The organism is Pseudozobellia sp. WGM2 (genome assembly GCF_017810075.1).
GTDB lineage: Bacteria > Bacteroidota > Bacteroidia > Flavobacteriales > Flavobacteriaceae > JADNYK01.
In genome coordinates, this window is sequence record NZ_JADNYK010000007.1 from 175,643 (window position 1) to 196,304 (window position 20,662).

The 20,662-nt window shown below is 38.7% G+C and carries 19 protein-coding genes; 10 read left to right on the forward strand and 9 right to left on the reverse strand.

What is annotated here, in order from left to right; genetic code table 11:
• Window positions 1-30: 30 nt before the first annotated feature.
• Complete coding sequence (locus tag IV512_RS16025) at window positions 31-1,401, reverse strand: c-type cytochrome (protein WP_209405166.1); 1,371 nt, start codon at window positions 1,399-1,401, stop codon at window positions 31-33.
• Window positions 1,402-1,635: 234 nt separating this feature from the next.
• Between IV512_RS16025 and IV512_RS16030 the strand changes: the two genes are divergently transcribed.
• Window positions 1,636-2,007, forward strand: coding sequence for an SPOR domain-containing protein (locus tag IV512_RS16030; protein WP_209405168.1), 372 nt, complete (start codon window positions 1,636-1,638; stop codon window positions 2,005-2,007).
• A 50-nt stretch (window positions 2,008-2,057) separates the two neighbouring features.
• Here IV512_RS16030 and infB read toward each other — a convergent pair whose 3' ends face one another.
• Genes infB through rimP form a run of 3 tightly spaced genes read right to left on the reverse strand, consistent with a single transcriptional unit; the run spans window position 2,058 to window position 6,583 of the window.
• Complete coding sequence (gene infB / locus IV512_RS16035; protein ID WP_209405170.1) at window positions 2,058-4,832, reverse strand: translation initiation factor IF-2; 2,775 nt, start codon at window positions 4,830-4,832, stop codon at window positions 2,058-2,060.
• 43 nt (window positions 4,833-4,875) lie between these two features.
• Window positions 4,876-6,108 (reverse strand): transcription termination factor NusA, encoded by a 1,233-nt coding sequence (gene nusA / locus IV512_RS16040; protein ID WP_100869673.1) that lies wholly within the window; start codon window positions 6,106-6,108, stop codon window positions 4,876-4,878.
• A gap of 13 nt (window positions 6,109-6,121) precedes the next feature.
• Window positions 6,122-6,583 (reverse strand): ribosome assembly cofactor RimP, encoded by a 462-nt coding sequence (rimP, locus tag IV512_RS16045; protein WP_209405172.1) that lies wholly within the window; start codon window positions 6,581-6,583, stop codon window positions 6,122-6,124.
• A gap of 185 nt (window positions 6,584-6,768) precedes the next feature.
• Here rimP and IV512_RS16050 point away from each other — a divergent pair, with 185 nt between their 5' ends.
• Entirely contained in the window at window positions 6,769-8,121 is a 1,353-nt protein-coding gene (locus IV512_RS16050) for a cation:proton antiporter (protein ID WP_209405174.1), read from the forward strand.
• 8 nt (window positions 8,122-8,129) lie between these two features.
• Here the strand turns inward: IV512_RS16050 and tssO are convergent, their stop codons facing one another.
• Genes tssO through IV512_RS16075 form a run of 5 tightly spaced genes read right to left on the reverse strand, consistent with a single transcriptional unit; the run spans window position 8,130 to window position 13,206 of the window.
• Complete coding sequence (gene tssO, locus IV512_RS16055) at window positions 8,130-8,636, reverse strand: type VI secretion system TssO (protein WP_209405176.1); 507 nt, start codon at window positions 8,634-8,636, stop codon at window positions 8,130-8,132.
• A gap of 49 nt (window positions 8,637-8,685) precedes the next feature.
• Window positions 8,686-9,846 (reverse strand): type VI secretion system baseplate subunit TssK, encoded by a 1,161-nt coding sequence (gene tssK, locus IV512_RS16060; RefSeq protein WP_245224881.1) that lies wholly within the window; start codon window positions 9,844-9,846, stop codon window positions 8,686-8,688.
• Window positions 9,847-9,868: 22 nt separating this feature from the next.
• Window positions 9,869-10,858, reverse strand: coding sequence for a PKD domain-containing protein (locus IV512_RS16065; RefSeq protein WP_209405178.1), 990 nt, complete (start codon window positions 10,856-10,858; stop codon window positions 9,869-9,871).
• A gap of 59 nt (window positions 10,859-10,917) precedes the next feature.
• On the reverse strand, window positions 10,918-12,747 hold the full coding sequence (locus IV512_RS16070; protein WP_209405180.1) for a type VI secretion system baseplate subunit TssF: 1,830 nt from the start codon (window positions 12,745-12,747) through the stop codon (window positions 10,918-10,920).
• Between the two features lie 12 nt (window positions 12,748-12,759).
• Window positions 12,760-13,206 carry a GPW/gp25 family protein gene (locus IV512_RS16075; RefSeq protein ID WP_245224883.1) on the reverse strand — a complete coding sequence of 149 codons (447 nt, stop codon included), beginning with the start codon at window positions 13,204-13,206 and terminating at the stop codon, window positions 12,760-12,762.
• 322 nt (window positions 13,207-13,528) lie between these two features.
• On the opposite strand from IV512_RS16075, the gene IV512_RS16080 reads away from it, so the two are divergent.
• From IV512_RS16080 to IV512_RS16115, 8 genes are all read left to right on the forward strand, one after another.
• A complete protein-coding gene (locus tag IV512_RS16080; RefSeq protein WP_209405182.1) occupies window positions 13,529-14,575 on the forward strand; it encodes an NlpC/P60 family protein in 1,047 nt (348 codons plus the stop codon).
• Between the two features lie 9 nt (window positions 14,576-14,584).
• On the forward strand, window positions 14,585-15,511 hold the full coding sequence (locus IV512_RS16085) for a hypothetical protein (protein WP_209405184.1): 927 nt from the start codon (window positions 14,585-14,587) through the stop codon (window positions 15,509-15,511).
• An 18-nt stretch (window positions 15,512-15,529) separates the two neighbouring features.
• Window positions 15,530-16,399, forward strand: a complete 870-nt coding sequence (locus IV512_RS16090) for a TssN family type VI secretion system protein (protein ID WP_209405186.1) — start codon at window positions 15,530-15,532, stop codon at window positions 16,397-16,399.
• Window positions 16,400-16,620: 221 nt separating this feature from the next.
• Window positions 16,621-17,010, forward strand: a complete 390-nt coding sequence (gene tssD / locus IV512_RS16095) for a type VI secretion system tube protein TssD (protein ID WP_100869684.1) — start codon at window positions 16,621-16,623, stop codon at window positions 17,008-17,010.
• Between the two features lie 83 nt (window positions 17,011-17,093).
• Window positions 17,094-17,486, forward strand: coding sequence for a type VI secretion system tube protein TssD (gene tssD, locus IV512_RS16100; protein WP_209405188.1), 393 nt, complete (start codon window positions 17,094-17,096; stop codon window positions 17,484-17,486).
• 13 nt (window positions 17,487-17,499) lie between these two features.
• A complete protein-coding gene (locus tag IV512_RS16105; protein WP_209405190.1) occupies window positions 17,500-19,245 on the forward strand; it encodes a type VI secretion system Vgr family protein in 1,746 nt (581 codons plus the stop codon).
• Between the two features lies 1 nt (window position 19,246).
• A complete protein-coding gene (locus tag IV512_RS16110) occupies window positions 19,247-19,687 on the forward strand; it encodes a hypothetical protein (protein ID WP_209405192.1) in 441 nt (146 codons plus the stop codon).
• A 6-nt stretch (window positions 19,688-19,693) separates the two neighbouring features.
• On the forward strand, window positions 19,694-20,659 hold the full coding sequence (locus IV512_RS16115; protein ID WP_209405194.1) for a DUF2169 domain-containing protein: 966 nt from the start codon (window positions 19,694-19,696) through the stop codon (window positions 20,657-20,659).
• Window positions 20,660-20,662 lie beyond the last annotated feature (3 nt).

Genomic DNA, 20,662 nt, shown 5'->3' on the forward strand with positions numbered 1-20,662 from the left:
CTATGTAATTAGCTACTCTTTCTTATTCGATTAATAGTGGCACTTTCCACATTCAAGCCCACCCATTTGAGCGGCAGTCAATTGCTCTACACCGTACTTTTTAGAAAGCTCGGCATGAATTTTTTCGTAGTACTCGTTACCCTCGGCCTTAACATTGGTTTCTCGGTGACAGTTAACACACCAGCCCATAGTCAAAGGAGAATATTGGTACATAATTTCCATTTCTTCAACTGGCCCATGACATTCCTGACACTGTATACCCGCCACACTTACGTGCTGAGAGTGATTGAAATACGCAAAGTCAGGCAAATTGTGTATTCTAACCCATTCTACCGGCTTAGTTTCACCTGTATATCTCTGATTCTGATCATCCCAACCAACAGCAGCATAGAGTTTCTTGATTTCCTTATTATAATCAACACCATACTCTTGTTTACCTTCCGCTAAAGTTTCATCAGAAACCTGATAGATAGATTTATGACAATTCATACAAACATTTAATGAAGGAATACCCGATGTTTTTGATACTCGAGCAGAAGAGTGGCAATATTTACACTCAATTTTATTGTCGCCAGCATGAATACGGTGAGAATAATGAATCGGCTGAATCGGCTGATAACCCTGATCGACACCCACTTGCATCATCCACCCATAGGCAAAATAAGCACTACCCAATAGCAGCACAATTACCGAAACCAACACTAAAAACTGATTATCTACAAAGGCCTTCCATATCGGCTTACGTTTTTCAGCCTGTTCTTTCTCAAGAACCACCCCATTCGCCTCTGCAATTCGCCTCAAGGTTCTGTTGACCAAAAGCAACATTACCACAAGAAGACCAAAAACGAGAACCAAGGCACCCAATATCAATTCATTGGAAATACCTGAACCAGAGCCAGAACCACCACCAACACCTTCACTACCCGCTGCTGCTGCCGCAGGCTTAGGAGTCGACGGAGGAGCCGCAGTATACGCAAGTATATTGTCTATATCGGCATTCGACAAGGTAGGAAAAGGCGTCATTGCCGCCTGATTATATTCGTTATAAATCTCATTGGCATAAGAATCGCCTGAAGAGATTACACCCGGACTATTCTTGACCCACCTATACAACCACTCACGATCCAAACCTTCATCTTCAGCAAGTCTAGATTCGACATTAGCAAGAGCAGGACCCGTCATCTTACGGTTCAACGCATGACAAGCAGCACAGTTTTGATTAAAGAGTGATTTTCCCGCAGCAGGATCGCCATCGGTTTCGGCAGCAGCTTCGGTCGATTCCGAATCCGCCTCGGCAGCAGCTTCATCTTGAGCAAAGATAGAAGTGGAAAGCAGTAGGAAAAATAATACAGTTATACCTAGAATCTTAGAAATTGGATGGCGGTACGGAACCTTTTTCATATGGATTTTATTTCTATCAAACCTTGGCACGATAATTTCTGATGTATAGAAATATGCTTTGTTTTATCGGTGCTAAAATTGATGGCAAAAATACGACATAGACTTTATTTTGAAAATGTTAAAGGATTGATAATTGATAATTTATAATAATTCTAAATAATGTCGAAGCACCTATGTTTGTTCTATAAAAATCTACTTTTGCATAAAACGGTAAGACCCAATAATTTCCCTTTGATGAAAACAACTTTTATCTCTTTAATCAGCATTTTCTCCGTAGCAATCAGTTCTGCACAACAAGGCAATATTAACGTTGAACAAGACGAAAAGATTACGGAACTATTGAAAATATATAAGACGGCGAACGAAAGTTCTGACTATTTTCGAATTCAAGTCGGTTTTGGCTCTTACGCTAAAGCCCAAAACATACAGGCGAAAGTTCAAGAAGACTTTCCTGAACTATCCTCAAAGATTGATTTTGATTCTCCAACTTATAGAGTTCGAGTTGGCAGGTTCAAAGATAAATTGACCGCAGAGCGAAAATTTTCGGAAGTTCGAAAAAAGTACCCCGATGCGATGTTGTTACAACCAAAAAAATCGACCCGATAGGTCGATTTTTTTTTGCTTATCAGCAGCTAATGCTACTCTTATTTATAAATTTATTTAGTCTTTAATTTCTTTTTAACCGCTACTTCTTGGAAAGCCTCTACGATATCACCTTCTTTGATATCATTATAATTCTTAACCTGTAGACCACAATCGTAACCTTTAGAAACTTCTTTGACATCGTCTTTAAATCGCTTCAAAGATGATAGCTCACCAGTGAACACGACAACTCCGTCACGAATCAATCGAATACCACTGTTACGCATAATCTTACCACTCGTTACCATACAACCGGCAATGGTACCGACCTTAGAAATCTTGAATGTTTCCCTAATTTCAGCAGTACCTGTAATCTCTTCTTTGATTTCTGGTGAAAGCATACCTTCCATCGCATCTTTCAAGTCATTGATAGCATCATAGATGATAGAGTACATTCTGATATCGATTTCTTCTTTCTCCGCAACATCCCTTGCATTACCCATTGGCCTAACATTAAAACCAATAATAATTGCATCAGAGGCAGAAGCCAATAACACGTCAGATTCGGTTATTGCACCCACTCCTTTATGAATAATATTTACCTGGATTTCTTCGGTAGATAATTTCTGGAATGAATCGGTCAATGCTTCCACTGAACCATCAACATCACCTTTCAAGATTATATTCAACTCTTTAAAGTCGCCTAAAGCAATTCGTCTTCCGATTTCATCAAGAGTAATGTGACGTTGCGTTCTTACGGATTGCTCGCGCTGTAATTGAGAACGCTTCGTAGCAATTTGTTTTGCTTCGCGCTCATCTTCCAATACATGAAATTTATCACCTGCCTGTGGCGCACCATCTAAACCTAGTATGGAAACCGGGGTAGCAGGGCCCGCTTTCTCGATAATTTTCCCTCGCTCATCGTGCATCGCCTTAACCTTACCGCTATGGGTACCGGCCAAAACATAATCACCGATCTGCAACGTACCCCCTTGAACCAAGATGGTAGAAACATAACCTCGACCTTTATCTAAAAATGCCTCGACTACGGTTCCGTTGGCCATCTTATCAGGATTCGCCTGAAGCTCTAACAATTCAGCCTCTAAAAGTACTTTTTCGAGTAATTCTTTTACCCCGTCACCTGTTTTGGCCGAGATGTCATGAGACTGTATCTTACCACCCCAATCTTCGACCAACAAATTCATCTGGGCAAGACCTTCTTTAATCTTATCAGGATTGGCCGTTGGCCTATCTATTTTATTAATCGCAAAGACTATGGGCACACCCGCAGCCTGCGCATGGCTGATAGCCTCTTTTGTCTGAGGCATAATATCATCATCTGCAGCAATTACGATAACCGCGATATCGGTAACCTGAGCACCTCTTGCACGCATCGCCGTAAAGGCTTCGTGACCCGGTGTATCTAAAAATGTAATTTTCTGACCATCACCGAGAGTAACTCCATATGCACCAATATGCTGGGTAATACCACCACTTTCGCCTGCAATTACGTTCGCTTCACGAACATAATCTAAAAGCGATGTTTTACCGTGGTCAACGTGACCCATCACGGTTACAATCGGAGCTCTAGCCTTTAAATCTTCAGGAGCATCTTGCTCTACTTCAATAGACTCTTCAAGTTCAGCGGTAACAAATTCTACTTCGTAACCGAACTCATCTGCAACTATCGATAAGGTTTCGGCATCAAGACGCTGGTTCATGGTAACCATGATACCTAAAGACATACAGGCAGAAATGATTTCTGTGGTCGTAACGTTCATCATGGTAGCAACCTCACCTACGGTCACAAACTCTGTAACCTTAAGTACCTTGCTCTCCAATTCTTGTTGCTCGAGATCTTTCTCCGTTTGCTGACGGTGCTGATCACGCTTGTCTCTTCTATATTTGGCTCCTTTGCCTTTTTTCGATTTACCCTGGAGTTTCTCAAGGGTTTCTCGAATCTGTTTTTGTACATCTTCTTCGCTTGGCTCAACTTTGGGAGCACCAAAACGATTTCCTCCACCACCTTTTCGGGCTCCACCACCTTGGTTTCTTCCTCTCGGAGGTCCACCAGTGTTGCCACCAGGCTTACTAACAATTCTCTTTCTACGCTTTTTGCGGTCATTTCCGCTATCTGAAGAAGGTTTTGCCTCCTCTTTCTTTTTCTTCGGTTTGTTGAACTGCGAAAGGTCGATTTTAGCCGTAATTTTCGGACCGGAAAGCTTCTTATATTTTGTAGTTAAAACATCGTCACCTTCTTGAGGCTCTTTCTTTTCAGCCTCCTCTTCTTTCGCAACAGTCTCCTTAGGCTTTTCAACCTTAACCTCTTCCTTTTCTTTGACCTCAGGCTCAGGCTGGGAAGCTTCCACCGTTTCAGGCTTCTTTTCCTCAACGACTTCTTCCTTGACAGGTTCAGGGGTTTTCTCCTCCTTCACTTCTGGTTTCGGCGGTTCTTCTTTTTTGGGTTCTTCCTTTTTCTTCGGTTCTAAATCTATCTTACCAACCGTCTTCGGGCCTGTAAGTTCAACTTTTCCCAACAAAGGTTTTTCCGCAGCGGCAGCACGTTTCTCACGAGCCAATCGCCTTTCTTCTTGTTCTTGCTCCAATTGCAAACGCAAAGCTTCCTTCTCCTCACGCTTTTCCTCACCGACTTTTTTAGAAGCAACTTTTTTGCTTTTATCGGTTTGGAACTCCTCTTGAAGCACCTCATAAACCTCATCGGAAATCTTCGTCGTAGGTCGCGCCTCGATTTCATGACCCTTAGAGGCCAAGAAATCTACCGCCCTATCCAAAGAAATATTAAACTCCTTGAGGACCTTATTGAGTCTTATTTTTGCAATGTCTGCCATAAATATCTTCTGCTAATTCTATTTAATCGCTGCTAATATATAGCTAATCTTCCAATTCTTCTTTGAGTATACGTACAACTTCTGAAATCGTCTCCTCTTCCAAATCGGTACGTTTTACAAGATCATCAACATCTTGTTCAAGAATACTTCTGGCCGTATCAAGGCCTATCTTCTTAAACTCTTCGATGATCCATGCATCAATCTCATCCGCAAACTCGGTCAATTCTACATCTTCTTCTACCCCTTCGCGGAACACGTCTATTTCGTAACCCGTAAGTTGACCGGCCAAACGAATATTATGACCTCCACGACCTATTGCCTTAGAAACCTCTTCTGGTCTCAGGTAAACCTGCGCAGTCATTTTTTCATCGTTCAACTTTACCGAAGAAACACGGGCCGGGCTCAAAGCTCTGGTCACCATTAACTGCGGATTGGCCGTCCAGTTGATTACATCAATATTTTCGTTACCCAATTCACGAACTATGCCATGAATACGAGAACCTTTCATACCCACACAAGCACCTACAGGATCGATACGGTCGTCGTATGAATCAACGGCAACTTTTGCCTTCTCACCAGGTATACGAACTGCTTTCTTAATCGTGATAAGCCCGTCGTAAACCTCTGGTATTTCTTGAAAAAACAACTGCTCCAAGAATTTAGGCGAGCTTCTAGACATTATAATCGTTGGCTTACTACCTTTAAGCTCTACGCTCTCGATAATTCCTCTAACGTTATCCCCTTTACGAAAGAAATCAGATGGTATCTGACGGTCTTTCGGAAGAATAATCTCATTGCCCTCATCGTCTAGCAAAATAATGGCCTTATGTCTGATATGGTGAACCTCTGCGGTATATATTTCACCCTCAAGGTCTTTAAATTGCTTATAAATGGTAGTATTATCGTGCTCATGAATTTTAGAGATCAGGTTTTGACGCAACGCTAAAATTGCCCTACGGCCCAAATCGATCAACTTCACTTCTTCAGAAACATCTTCACCAACCTCAAAATCTGGCTCGATTTTACGGGCGTCAGTCAATGAAATTTCTTCGTTCGGCTCTTCTACCTCCCCATCTTCAACCACCACTCGGTTTCTCCATATCTCTAAATCGCCCTTGTCAGGGTTGATGATGATATCAAAATTATCATCAGATCCAAATTTCTTTTTGAGGGCGTTTCTAAAAACATCCTCTAAAATAGCCATAAGCGTTACCCTGTCTATGAACTTGTCGTCTTTGAACTCTGAAAAAGACTCAATTAACGCAATATTTTCCATTACTCTGTTACCATTAAAATGTTACTATGACTTTAGCTTCTTTAATATCAGAAAAACTGATTTCTTCTTTTTTCTGAACCGTTACTTTCCCTTTTCCTATGGGTTTGGGTTCCCGTGTTTTCCACTCTAGAACAATACTTTCTTCTGTGGCTTCGATCAAATTTCCTTCAAAAATATCCGTTTCGGTACGAACCTTAAGCTTTCTTCCTATATTTTTGACGTACTGCCTAGGCGATGTCATCGGTGAGGCAGCGCCCGCCGACGTAACCTCTAGCGAAAAATCTTGTTCTTCACGATCTAGGTTATGTTCGATCGCCCTACTTATTTTCATACAGTCTTGCAAAGTAACGCCATGATCCCCGTCTATGACCACCTTAATAGAATTATCTGAACCGATAGAGAAATCAATCAAAAATAACGATTCGTCTTCTGCTAACGCATCTTCTAAAAGTGCCGTGACCTGTTCCTTCAACATACCATTTAGAAATAAAAAAGAGGACTATATTGTCCCCTCATGAATACTTTTATATCCTTTCAGTGCTGCAAATATACAATTTTTTTGGTTCTTGCAATAGGTCTTAGACTTATCACGTTTTAAATGATAGGCTTACACCTGTTATAAGCCCTAAACCGTACTTTAAATACAATCAAACCACCACCATGGAAATACTTTCTTCCTACAATATGATCATTGGTGCCGCTGCCATTATAATCATTTCATTTTGGTTCAACGGAATTTCAAAAAAAACCAATATTCCTTCAGTTTTAATGCTAATTGTTTTAGGCATAGCGTTACAATTCGGATTAAAATATGTTTTAGGTGAAGAAATAGACTTCGAGAAAAATCTACGGGGAACCCTTGAAATTATCGGTACCGTAGGGCTTATCATGATTGTACTTGAAGCAGCCTTAGAATTGGAACTTAAAAAGGAAAAGTTAATTCCTATTCTCAAATCTATGGCCATAGCCCTGATTGGCCTTGTCGGTTCAGCTTGGGTTGCCGCCCTGATTCTGCACCAATTTATTGACGGCATGACGATGCAAAGCGCTTGGCTCTATGCTACTCCATTATCGATTCTATCTAGCGCCATCATCATACCCAGTGTAAGCGGTTTAAATGAAACCAAGAAAGAATTTCACATTTATGAAAGTACATTTTCAGACATCATGGGTATTATGATGTTCTACTTTTTAACTGGTGGCCTAGATCCGGAAACTGATACCGGTGCAGTTGGTTTTGCCAGTAATTTAGTCTTGACCATCGTTATCGCCATAGTGGCCAGTTATGCGTTGGTACTTATATTTCAAAAAATTAAGAGTCAAGCCAAACAGTTCTTACTTATAGCCGTACTGTTACTGTTATATGCCATAGGGAAGAAAATGCACCTTTCATCATTGATCATCATTCTAATATTCGGACTCGTTATCGCAAATGTCAAACTATTTTTTCCTGGAAAGACCTCCGTATTTCTAGAGGAAGAAAAAATGCATCAAATCTTTCACGAACTGCATATTATAACCCTAGAAACAGCCTTCGTTGTGCGAACATTCTTCTTTGTGATTTTTGGGGTGACCATAGTACTCTCTTCATTATTGAGTTTAAACGTGGCCATGGTCAGCATACTGATTATCGCCTCCATTTTTATTATACGTTTTCTGGTATTACGGGTTTTTATCGGGAAGGATATTTTACCTCAAATCTTTATAGCCCCAAGAGGATTGATCACCATTCTATTATTCTATGCGATACCCACGGAAGCCGAAGTACCAGGTTTCGAATCAGGCATTCTTTTGTTCGTCATCATCGCCACAAGTTTGGTTATGACCTGGGCCATGATCAAGGATAAAAAACAAATGGGAACCATGCTCGATGAAATCGATGAAGAACTTTTGGCCCGCAACGAGGCAGAAGATGAACTTCGCGACTATGAAGATTCTAATGATATAGCCTTAGCCGACCGACCCGAAGAGCCCAATGAGGGTTCTAACGACCAAAATCGGCAAACGGATTAGCAATGTCATTAACGAGAGCTTCTTGCAATAAATAAATCCCTCCCTTTTTGCTCTAAATCTTGACTACATTGGTCAAGAGCAGTTTTATATTCTTCAATAGTCGATTCAGCTCCTTTAAGTTTAAGTAATTTACCTTTGACCAATTGAAGTTCAGCATATAGTTCGGTCACATCGATATGCATGTCGTACATGTAGGTTGAATCTTTTACGGGTATTCTCTTTTGTAAATTGACTATTTTGTCATTTATCAAAGAATTTTGAAAAGAAATGTTTTGTCCCTCGATATCCATAGAATCAATCAAACCTTTTAGGTCTTTCATTTCACCATAAAAGTTACGTTGAAAATTTTTCTCACCTTCAAAGAGACTTATTTCTTTTCGTAATAGTTCATTTTCTACCATAGGCACTTTGAAATTGAAATATACAGCGGCTAAAATTGCGGATACCGTGACTATGAACATAGCGAAGAACTTCAAAAAACTCAATCTTCTTTCTTTACTGTTATTAGGTTTCATTTTACATTTATTTAGGTGGTTCGTCAATATTTTAAATTACATTCGAGTATTAATCCAACAAGAAGCTCCTTCTGCCCTTGACCTCAGTATTATCAACGGTTTCTTCCTTAACAAAAATGCCTGAATCCGCTTTTTTACCTATGTAGTCAAGTTCACTTAATTTCTTGAACAGGGCCAACATGAGTTTAGTGAATGCAGACACCTTCACCAAGGTTGAATTAATATTGTTATGCGTATATTCAAGATTAATGGTTTCCATCAGTATACTCTCGAAAGCCCCTTGATTTAAATCGCACCAATTGGTTAAGTAGTTAAGAAAATTCTCTTTACCACCACCAACATACACATCGAGACTACTTTTAATGACCCTCGCCAAGTTCACCAACTTAGAAATCATGCCTATTGGTGGCCCATGCCTGTCTACAAATCTAAATTCTGTAATATTTTGATTGAGATAACGCATGACCTGTTCCGATAGGTAAAGCGCCATATTCGCTAAATCGTTCGTCTGTTTTTTTTGATAAATTTTTTGGGTGATATGCAATGAATACGACTCCATTTGATTTAAAAATGAGCCTAACTCATTGTACGTGAATTTAAGGTCAGGATGACTTTGTATCGATCTACACGGGGGTATAAAACTAGCGTCGACCGTTATTTTGCCGTTTTCTCTGAAAACCCTTGCGATGGGCAAATAGTTGTGTCCATGTCCCTGGCCATTAATTTCGTCGATGGGCATTGCTTGCAGACTGTAGTGAGGTAAGACATGTGGTTGTCGTGGAGGTTCTTCTTGCGAATCGCTAGTGCCAATAGGTATTCTCTTGAACGTATTTACAAATAGAACCAACAACCACTCTTTCTCTTCTTCGTTCAACTCAAATCGTTGACTAAGACTGTTCCCCGACTTTTCAAGTTCTGATCGGATGCGCGAATCGATATCTATTTGACAACCGCCAAGAGTAATTGCTTGGCATGCATTCAGCACCACGTCTATGGTAGATTGACCATCGACCGAAACCATAACGTCAAGTGAACCTTCATGATTTTCTGGTGGAGCCAGAAGACCATAGTCGATAGGCGAGACATTTTTTTGTTCAGAATACCTTAAAATTTCAGACACCCAATTTTCCATGGCAATAAAGTGATTCTTGTTAATTTTCATTCCATCGACCCAATTGACTTTGTGATGCTTATTTTGCATTGCCTCCATAACTTCTCAATTTTAAACTATTCTAATTTTGATATTCTACCATTAACGTGCTTATACAATTTGAGCCCGTTTTACGTTGAAGCTTTAAACTCTTTATATTTACTTTCTCATCTTTTATCTTTTCGCAAAAAGCGAAAAAAGTCACATTTCGACCGTTCGCTTCGATTAATGGGTTCGGATCGTCACAGAAAAAATCGGAAAGGGCACTGGCAGACAACTTATTACTTGCAATCAGCTTCATCTTATTTTGAAAATTACTCTTGGTAATAAAGGGTACTACCTGCGGTTTATTTGAATTCGGTTTGGCATCAATCACCCTAGAAAACTCGTCAGGAGCCGACCTTAGATCAAGTCTTTTATCTCTTCTTTTAGCCTTTATTTGTTGAATTTTTTCTTCAGTTTCAGCTGAAGGAAGTACATTGATTTTTTTATTGGTGATATAGGCCAAACTATCGTTCACAACCAGCGATACGGTTTTCAAACCGGGCGCGTTATAAACATATTCGGCTATCTTGGTTTTCGCGTTCGCTTCTGCGGTCTCGCCAAACCGCCACTCCCATGCAGTAGCACCAACAGTTTGATCTTCTACTATCAATGGCTGCCCTACCACTACACTTTCAGGTAATTCGAATTTTGGAAACTTAGTTGAGTCAACCATTATCAGTTTAGGTAAGACATCAATGGCTTCGTTTTTTGCACAATTGCCATTTACCAAAAGGCGAACTTCGTACTTACCCTCTTGTGAATATATGTGCAAGGGGTTTTTCTTTCTAGATATTTCGGAACCGTCACCAAAATCCCATTCCCATTCTATGGCACCTTCGGTTTTATCGTAAAATTTTATAAGCTCACCAGCATTATAATCGTTGGCCGTGTGTTCGAACAGTGCCTCATTACACGGGGCAAGACTAGCATACCTAAAGGCCCAAGCTGTGCTCGCAATTAGAAAAACAATACTGAAGAGGTAAAAAACCAGTTTGTCAATATGCGCGGTGCTATTAGATTTATTCATGATAATTTGGTTAATAGTTATACTTTAACTTGACAATTCAATATCTAGGGGAGTTTTATTCACCCCACTAGTCTTAGTTTGTAAGGCAGAATGTCTCTTGTATTTTTTTCCAAGAAATAAAGTAGGTTACTACCTATTGAATCCCATTCCGCATCTTCAACTTTAGATTCCTGATTAGGGGTCAGTAGAATTTCCATACAGGGTATAAGACCTTTTTTCAAATCGATAGCCTTCATGTAACTCCTTCTTATTTCAACCTTCTTGATTTTATCACCATATAACTCGCGACAAACGGTCTTAACATCCTCTTTAGTGACCAAACGATCATTACTCAATAAAGACCTTTTACTTGAGTTAAGACGATCTTGGGTAGTCAATTCATCTTTACCTCCACGTGTTGTTGTTATTAAGAAGCTAGATCTGGGCCTAATACCCACACCCTTATAATTGTTCAATTCGCTACCTGGTTTAATATCGTTGGCCAGTTCGCCATTAGTGGTCCAATATTCAACCAATAAATGTTCTTTAGCACCAAAGGGCTTAAGAGACAAATAATTTGTATGATCAACAGTGTTTGAAGCCTCTGACACCTTTTTTTCTAAAAGTGAGATAACCTGATTTAAGGTGTTTAAATTAACGCGCAAAAAATCGTTGTTCATAAATGAAAACGAAGCACTCTCATCTTTTAAAAGTTCAATGAGATGAATAATATATTCTTTGGCCTTTCGGCTATCTAATTTGGCTACGCTATTCTTTCTTAACAAAAAAGTACCCTTTTCACTTTTGGAATCATTCTTACTTCTTTCAGAATAAATTTGCCCCTCAACGTTTTCCATCGATTTTATATCGAACAGTAAGTCTTCTGTTCTAATTGGCAGAATATTGATGAATTCTTTTAATGCATGCGAAAAGCTTGTAAGTGATCTATTCAAAACTGGAAAGGCATTTAAAGAACAATTGACGTTTTTCAATACCGTATTACTGATAACACTCGAAAACTCAATCTTTAACCAGCGAACGGCACCATCATACTTGATGTCGTTCATCTCTAAAGTTTTCTCTAATTCGTCAAAACCAGATTTCTCTATAACGCTATGCAAATCTGATTGCAAGGTGAGGTAATGTTTCTGATATCGTCTTATAATTTGTTCGGAAACCCTATTGGTCTTATCAGAAACCTTATCGAAAATTTGATTCAAAGTGTCAGAGTTATCATCCTTTGAATTCATCAATCCAGCCACCATATTAAAAGTGGCCTTCTCAGACGAACAACTCACGTTTCTTAGATGATGATAGAACAAGTCTTCATGACCAACCCCCTTAAGTTCAAAATAGAATGAAATATTATTGAGATCAAGCATTTTTAAATTACTAGAAATACCCAAATAAAGTGTCGAATCGTTCAATCGAGTTCCTTTTAGGTCAACTGTCAATTTTTGATTTTTCTTATTTTCTAAGTTTTCTACGAGCCTATTTCCCGTAGCAATAAATCGAACATTGGCATTAACTAGGTTAAATTTCTTGGCAGGGGAAAAGTGAAGGTCTTTATATTTAACAGAGGTTAAATTATCGGTTAGTTTTTTTCTATATGCAAAAAGATACTCCGGTAAAACCGTAGTAAATTCCTCAATCGGATCGGCATATAAAATGGCATGAGCAGGGCTGGGCCCGTTCATCGCCTCTGGTGTCATAAGTTCTACAAGTTTCTCGGTTATTCTGCTTTGAGAACCATTAACTTCACCCGCTACTTTTTCGATTTCTGAGGCGCACGCCGCTATCAGTAGACCAATAATCGGATCGAAAGAGGTCTCTATCTCATTTGCCGGAACCCCCCACATCAAAGCCGCATTCTTGATCATTCTGTTCTTGATGTCTTCTTTGGTATTCATTTCTCTGGTTTTCTAATACGACAACGGACCGATATAGAAGTATTCGACATATGAAAAATCTTCACTCGTTTTTTTCACTTTGCCCTTGATTCTAATATCTATGCGTTTTTTTATTCTGTTCTGTCGCTCTGTACCGAACAGTTCTTCTTGTTTTATTTTAACGTTTACCCTTAATTCCGTCAGTCGTCTTTCATGTTTGAGCAACGATTCATAGAGTGATTCTTGAATAAAATCTTTAAGCCTATTGGTGCTTTTTAAATTGTCGAAATCAACAAGCCAAACAGAACAACCGAAGCTTTCATCAAAAGTGCATTCTCCAAAATACGAGGTGTTGACAAGATGTATATAGTGTGAAATCGACTGCGTTAAGTTGCATAACGAAATAGGCTTTCTATTTATCAGTTTTTTTGTAATAAGTGGCAATGTGTAATATTTAATGCCCATAATTCTCGAAATCAATTATATGTTTTGCCGATTACACCTTAAAGACACTATGACGGCACTCATTTTTTATTTAATGGTAATTAACGTCTAGAGGTTAACACAGAATGAGGTTTTTTCGAATGTGGAATGCTGCTCCATATTTCTTTAGACCGACACCTCTCTTTGATATATAGATAATCTGCCAACCGGGCATGAAGATTTTACGGGTCGGGCTGGCTCTCTAAGTCCTAATTACCGATTCATAAATTTTAGCGAGCCTGTTAACCTAACCACAAGTCTTTCTATTAAAGAGTATAAATAGAAAAACATTTTGTTCAATTATTTAAATACTCGCATCATGTATTCAATTTCTGCCCACACAAAACAAAACTTGAAGTTTCAAAAAACGGATTGCCAATTTTCAAAATCATCTATAGAAAACTCACTGTTCGTTCTCTTATTTTTCACATTTTCTTTTCTAACATTTGGTCAAGAATCGAGCTTATCAGGAATGGTCGTCGAAGAAGAAAGTTCAAAAACCGTAGCCAATGCGATTGTGACCATTAAGCAAACCCCTTTCACTGAAAACACCAGTGACGAAGGCAAGTTCAACTTTAATGGCGACTTACCCAAAGGCGAGCACATGGTTGAAGTTTCGAAAGATGGTTATGAGGATAAATATTTTCTCGTTCATATCATGCCCGGGAAAAAACTAATCGTAGAAGAGGTCAAATTGACAATGACCAAAAAGGAAAAAAAGAAGAGAAAAAAAGAAGAGAAAGAGCTGAAAAAAAAGAAAAAAGAACTGAAGAAAGATGACCGAAAGCTATTTGGGCTAGTCAAAAAAAAGAATCAAGAGCCAGAAGTCGCGGTAACTTATGAAGAGATTTCAAATAATGAAACTAATGAAGAACATGTGGCAGTTGAACCACAGATTACTCCTTTACAACAGAATTATGCAAAAGTTCTAGGAGTTGCTCCTGAAGAAATCACCAACACTGCACTCTTTTCATTTATTGATGAGTGGATGGGCACACCCTATTTACTAGGGGGCGAGACCAAAGCAGGCATCGATTGTTCCTCTTTTTCGCAATTGCTATTTTTTAAGGTTTATGGTTGGCCCATCGAAAGAACGGCACAAAAACAAATGGACTCTAAAGCGACCATTACATTTTCAGACGCTAAATATTTAGAAGAGGGGGACCTTGTATTTTTTCGAGCTGCAGGAGACTATGGTGATACTATCACTCATGTAGGCCTATATCTGGCAAACAACAAGTTTATAAATGCTACCTCTAGAGTTGGTAAAAGTGGTAGTTCCGGAGTGAAAATAAGTGACCTCTCCGATCCGTTTTGGAATAAGCGTTTCTATGCCGGTGGAAGAAGGGTGAATACAAACGGATAATTGCAAAAGATGAACCCTACCACACTTGACAACCTTTATGATGAACTCAGCTCTGTATATGAGAATTTAAATGCCGAGGTACTGATCGCTGAAATTCAAGAAAATTCACATTTAGGCATTGACGATTTTGTCATATCCAATAAGGGAACATTTTCTAGATCATACCGTAGAGACGTCATCAATATCGACAATGTTCTTCATGATGACAAGTTAACTCTAAACCTATCAAGAAACGGACTGTACGATAGTTTGCCCGAAGGCTTATTTCATGCCCCATATGTTGGCAAGATAGATGAAACGTATACAGATAGAAGAAAAGTAATGAAAGAAGAGGAGCAAGCAACAAGGCAGTTCTTCGCACCCATAGAAAGTGAATTCTTTTTTCAAAGACTTAAAATTGAAGAAAATGAAAGAGACTCGCTTAATAACTTTTATAGCTTGAAAGATGATTTTTTAATCTCGTTCTGGAACTTAGATCTAAGTATCCCTCGACCTTATATGCTCAAACTGATCAAACTATTGCCCCATTGTCATAAAATCGTTGGTAACCTTGAAACCATTCGCATGTGTTTAGAAAGAATTTTAGACGAGAAAGTAGAATTTAAGCTTAAGCATATCAATCGTATGTCAGAAACATTGGAGCAGGAAGATGGGTTTTCTAACGGTGATTTCCAATTAGGCGTAAATAGTATTCTTGATGGCCCTGAATATGAGATACTCGAGCCTTTGTTAGAAGTGAATATTGGACCTGTTATACGAAATCGGGCCGAGCAATATTTATACTCAAAAGGATTCTCATCATTCATTGACACGTTCTATGGGTATTTATTACCAATGGAAATTGAATCGAAAACAAACATTATCATGAACGAAGACCCTGGTTTTATCTTAAATGAATCACTTGAACCGATAATGGGCATTTCAACTTATTTATAAATAATAGAATTGAAAACGATGGGCACTGTACTAAATAGCGAAATTATAAAGGTTAATATCGGATTGTTCTTGGTGAGCACTTTAATCTTTACCCTGATTGCCAAGTTGAGAAAAGTTTTCACTAAAAATAAGAAAAGTGCAATCGTCTATGCGCTATTTGTTTTGGCCACCTTTGCTTTGACCGCATTTTTAAGTTCGAGCAAAGTATTAAACGATGTACCTCTTAATAGTTATTATGGTATTGAAATACTCTTTTTTGCCTTGGGCCTGTTGCATCTTTATGTCATAAGAAAGTTCTTTCCTGATCTATCTTCCGATGCATCAAAGGTCTTTCCTGAATTCTTGTTTACTCTTGCCTATGTTTGTATTGGCCTGATTGCATTTCTACAAGTGGTCAGTCGATTTAGACCGGCATTCAGTTACCTGTTCGTATCAGCAGCCCTACTCTTTATTTTACCCATGCTATTCTATAAAATGTATGAGTTTGCCACGCAAATAACCCTCCCAGTTTACGAAAGCTGGCCATATCCTTTAGGTAAAGAAATAAAAGACCCAAGCCCTAATGAATTGGCCAACCCGAGAGTAATCAGTTTTGAATTCAAGAAAAAGGAAAGTGTAGATGATATTACCAATTTTAGGGTTAAGGCACCAAAGGGTATGGAGTTTGCCAAACTGTTTTATTTTTTTATTAACGATTACAACGAGAGGCACCCTGAGAGTGAAATCGAAATTTTAGACGATAAAACCAAACAGCCGAGTTCATGGGTGTTTCATTTTAAACCAAATTGGTACAGCTCAATCAAGCACATCAACTTTAACCGGACCATCTCAGAAAATAATATTCATGAAGACAGTGTCATCATTTGTAGTAGGGTAACCGATACTTAATCGCTCAACCTTAAATCATATTTTAAAAAAATATATATCTCTCAGTGTTAACCTTTCACTTCAAAAAAGATAAAGTAGAACAAGAGGTGTTATGCTATCTGAAAACCAGCAAATTTCAAAGCTGAGCTTCACCCTATTACTATGGCCCCCACTTTTATTTACCGCATTAGCACATATAGATGTTATATCTAAATATTAATTATTAATTAAACCTTAAGATTATGGCTTTCAAAGCAAAACTAAAAGTGAACGGCGAAGAGTACAATGTACTCAATTGCAGTTATGAGCTACATCAAGAAACCGATGTAACCGGTCGACCATCTTCAATTACCCGGGGCGGCAGGATCAATTGTGAAATAGAATCAACATCAGATACCGCTATTTCAGATTGGATGTTTAACAATTTTGAGCGTAGAGACGGCTCTATTGTTTTCTTAAAAAGAGATACCGATGCCACTTCTAAAGAACTCAAGTTTACCGAGGGCTACTTGGTGAAGTATCGTGAGCATTTTGATTCGACAGGTGAAAACCCGATGTCAGAATCGTTTACGATATCTGCGAAATCTATTGCCATAGGTAATGGCGAGCATGTGAACGAGTGGGTACAATAACATCTTAAACAAGCAGAGTATTCGATTGAAAGGGTATGTTCTGCACCTACCCTTTTGATTGAATACTATTAAAATAATCGACTATGTCATTTCTAGCAAAATTAACTATTGAGGGTGAAGAAACGAATATCTTGGAATGTTCCTATGATTTTAATCAGAGCATAGGGCATGATGGTCGACCTACAGAACTACCCCGGGCAGGTCTAATTCATCTTCTCCTAGAGTCAACAGGCAATACAGATATACTTGCTTGGATGCTATTACCGCACACCTTTAAAGATGGGGAAATAGTTTTTTACAATAGGGATAGCATGTCAAGCAACAAGACGCTAACCTTTCACGATGCCCTTTGCGTGAGTTATCAAGAAGCATTTAACGCCGAAGATACACTACCTATGAAGACGAGAATTTCAATAACGGCCCGGGCAATCGATATTAACGATATAAGTTATGAAAATTCTTGGGACGTCTACTAACACCTAAAATGCCATGGCTTTACTATCAAAAACATCGATTTATATTGGAGGAAAGTTAGTCCCAACTTTCAAACACCTTTATCTTAATCAGCAAATAGATGCTCACCATACTTTAGAAGTAGTTTTTCGCATGGATGTATTCGAAAAAGAATCTAAAGAATTAGGAGAAAAAAGTAAAGAGTTTTTAGGCAAATCAATAGCCATTCAAATAGGTTCTATTAGAAACGGATCAACCCTTGGCACCTTAGAGTTTAAAGGTATAATTACAGATATCAAGATTGTAAAAGGGCAACACTCTGCTACGGGCGATGAAATTATTATACGGGCAAAAAGCCCAACCATTCTTGCAGACGACGGAGTGCATCACGACTCTTTTAATGCAACCCTTGAAGATATCGTCTCCACTTCATTACGACCCTATGCAATTGACGCTGGTATTGCACCAAAATATACCGGCGTAATTGATTATTGCGTGCAGCAGACTGAAAGCTGCTTTGCATTTCTTCGTCGTTTATCAAAACAATATGGAGAATGGTTTTACTATAATGGTGATAAACTAATTTTTGGAAAACCGGAAACTAAAGAAACCGAATTAAAATATTCAGCTGACCTTCAATCGTTTACACTTAGTCTCGTACCCCGCCCACAAAAAAAGGAGTACTACACCAACGACTATTTAAATGACGAAATACATTCAATTAGTGAACAATCTAAACCCCAGGGACTTTCCGCCTTAAATGGCTTTGTTTTTGACAGGTCAAATGAAATTTATCAAAGTCAAACCATTTCTTGGAATAGCAGCAATAACAGTCCCTCGGCAAAAAAACAATTGGAGGCCAAAGTAAAAGCCCAGCACGAGTGCACCGTAATAAATGAGGTAGTATTAGAAGCAGTCAGTAGTAACCCAGGGGTCAAATTGGGCAACATAGTCAAAATTGAGGGTGAAAAGTACCGGGTAATCGAAATCGCTCACAGTACTGATCATTGTGGTCATTACAAAAATAATTTCAAGGCAATTTCCGGTAGTTTTGATGCCTACCCTCTTACAAACATCAATGCTTTTCCCAAAAGTGCTAGCCAAGTAGCTATTGTTAAAGAAAACCATGACCCCGAGTCGATGGGTAGAATCAAAGTACAGTTCCCATGGCAAAAAAGAGAAAACAAGATGACTTCTTGGATTCGTGTGTTGGCAGTACATGCTGGAAGAGGTAAGGGTTTCTACAGTATTCCAGAGATCGGCGAAGAAGTATTAATCGATTTTGAAAGTGGCAATGCCGAAGTACCTTATGCCGCGGGTTGTCTTTTCAATGCAAACGCAAAACCACCAGGCAATAGCTCTAGCCCGGGTAATGACAATACCATTTTGCGAACCAGGAGTGGTTGCACCCTAACCCTGAATGATGGCGACGGCAGTATTAAACTCGAAGACAAAGCTGGTAGTATTATTCTTTTGGATGGAACGGGAAACGTTGTCATTAGCGCCGTAGAACAATTCAATATAGACTGTAAGGTGGGCTTTTTTGATGCAAGAGAAACATTAAACGTTGGGTCTCCAGACACTACCATAGCCGGAGATTCAAGTTTGTGGTTAACCTCGGATACAGAATTAAAAGCGGACGGTGGCACAGCAACTTTAGAAGCAAAAACTGGTAAGGCGGAAGTAAAAGGATTAACTGCAGAAGTTAATGCTTCCACTACCGCAACAATTAACGGCACTACATTGACAGAGATAAAAGGCGGACAAGTAAAATTAAATTAAGATGGAAACAAAAAAGGACATAATTAGTAATCCTGTATATCAGAAACCGCTAAGAAAAGGGCATAGTTTGGCCATACATAGTGAGAATGATAGTGATATTGTTAGAGTCAGAAATGCTAAAGGTCTCGTGTTATTTACCATAGAAGTCTCAAGCAAAGGTGCGACATTGAATATTGAGGCTGAAAACATAAGCATCGCTGCCAAGAACAGATTACTTCTATCAGCTGAGGAAGTGAACATCTCTAGCCAAAAACAGCTTTTCGTAAAAAGTGAAGGGAGCTTTAATCAGTACGTAAGAGGAAACAAAACTATAGAGACCCATGGAGAAAATTACGAAACTGCTAAAACGCAATGTATAAAAGCTTCTTTAGGGGATATAAAACTTACAGCCAATGACGATATAAAGTTAAATGGTGAACGCGTAAAACTGAACTGTGATTAAATCGCTATGGAATTCGTAAATAACACCAAGTTTCACACATTGATTCACCGTGCCTCCTTAAACGATGATGTTATTGCAATGGCCGTTATGTGTAGGGTCACATACGATATTTTGGAGGATGGCACTACCAAAATAAGCAACGAACAGGATTGGGAGTTACATAAAACCCATTGGACTAGTGAATATGGGCCAATGGACACTGATGATGTTTACAGTAAAGGAGGTGTTGATATTATGATATTTGGCACTGCAAAAGCACCCCATGGAAAAGCCCTAAAGGAAAGTAATGTGATTATATCTTTAAACAAAAAAGAGATATATAAATTAAAAGTATTTGGTAATCGCAAATGGAAATCGTTTCTAGGCATCTTAAGTATAAGTACTCCAGAACCCTTTACAGAGATACCGCTAACATTATATAATGCCTTTGGCGGAACAGCAAAATGGGACGGCCTCGAAGTACCATACCCTTCCAATCCACATGGCAAGGGCTATTATTATACAAAAGAAGAAGCTATTGGCAAACCATTACCCAATATTGAACATGCAGATAGTTTAATCGACAAATGGAATTCATGGCAAGAACCAGCGGGCGTTTGCTCCTTTCCTATTATGCCCCTAAAAGCAAAATATCATTTAGTTTTAAATGAGGAAAAAACTAAAATAGAAAAGCTGGATAACAAGTTTTTCAACTCGGCCTTCCCTAACCTCATTATTGATGAACTAAAAACTGGAGATTGCATTTCTATAAAAGGAGTAACAGGAGGAAAAGACTTTAATCTTATCGTACCAAATACTGAATTAGAAATCAATGTAAACTTAGGTGATAAAGTCAATAACAGAAAAATGACTATTGATCAAGTTGGTATCCTACCAAATGAAAATAAAGGTTTCATAAGTTATCGTTTTCCCTTTAGATACGTTGTTAAGCCAATGGAAAAAAGACAGACAACATTAAATCACAAAATATAAAAC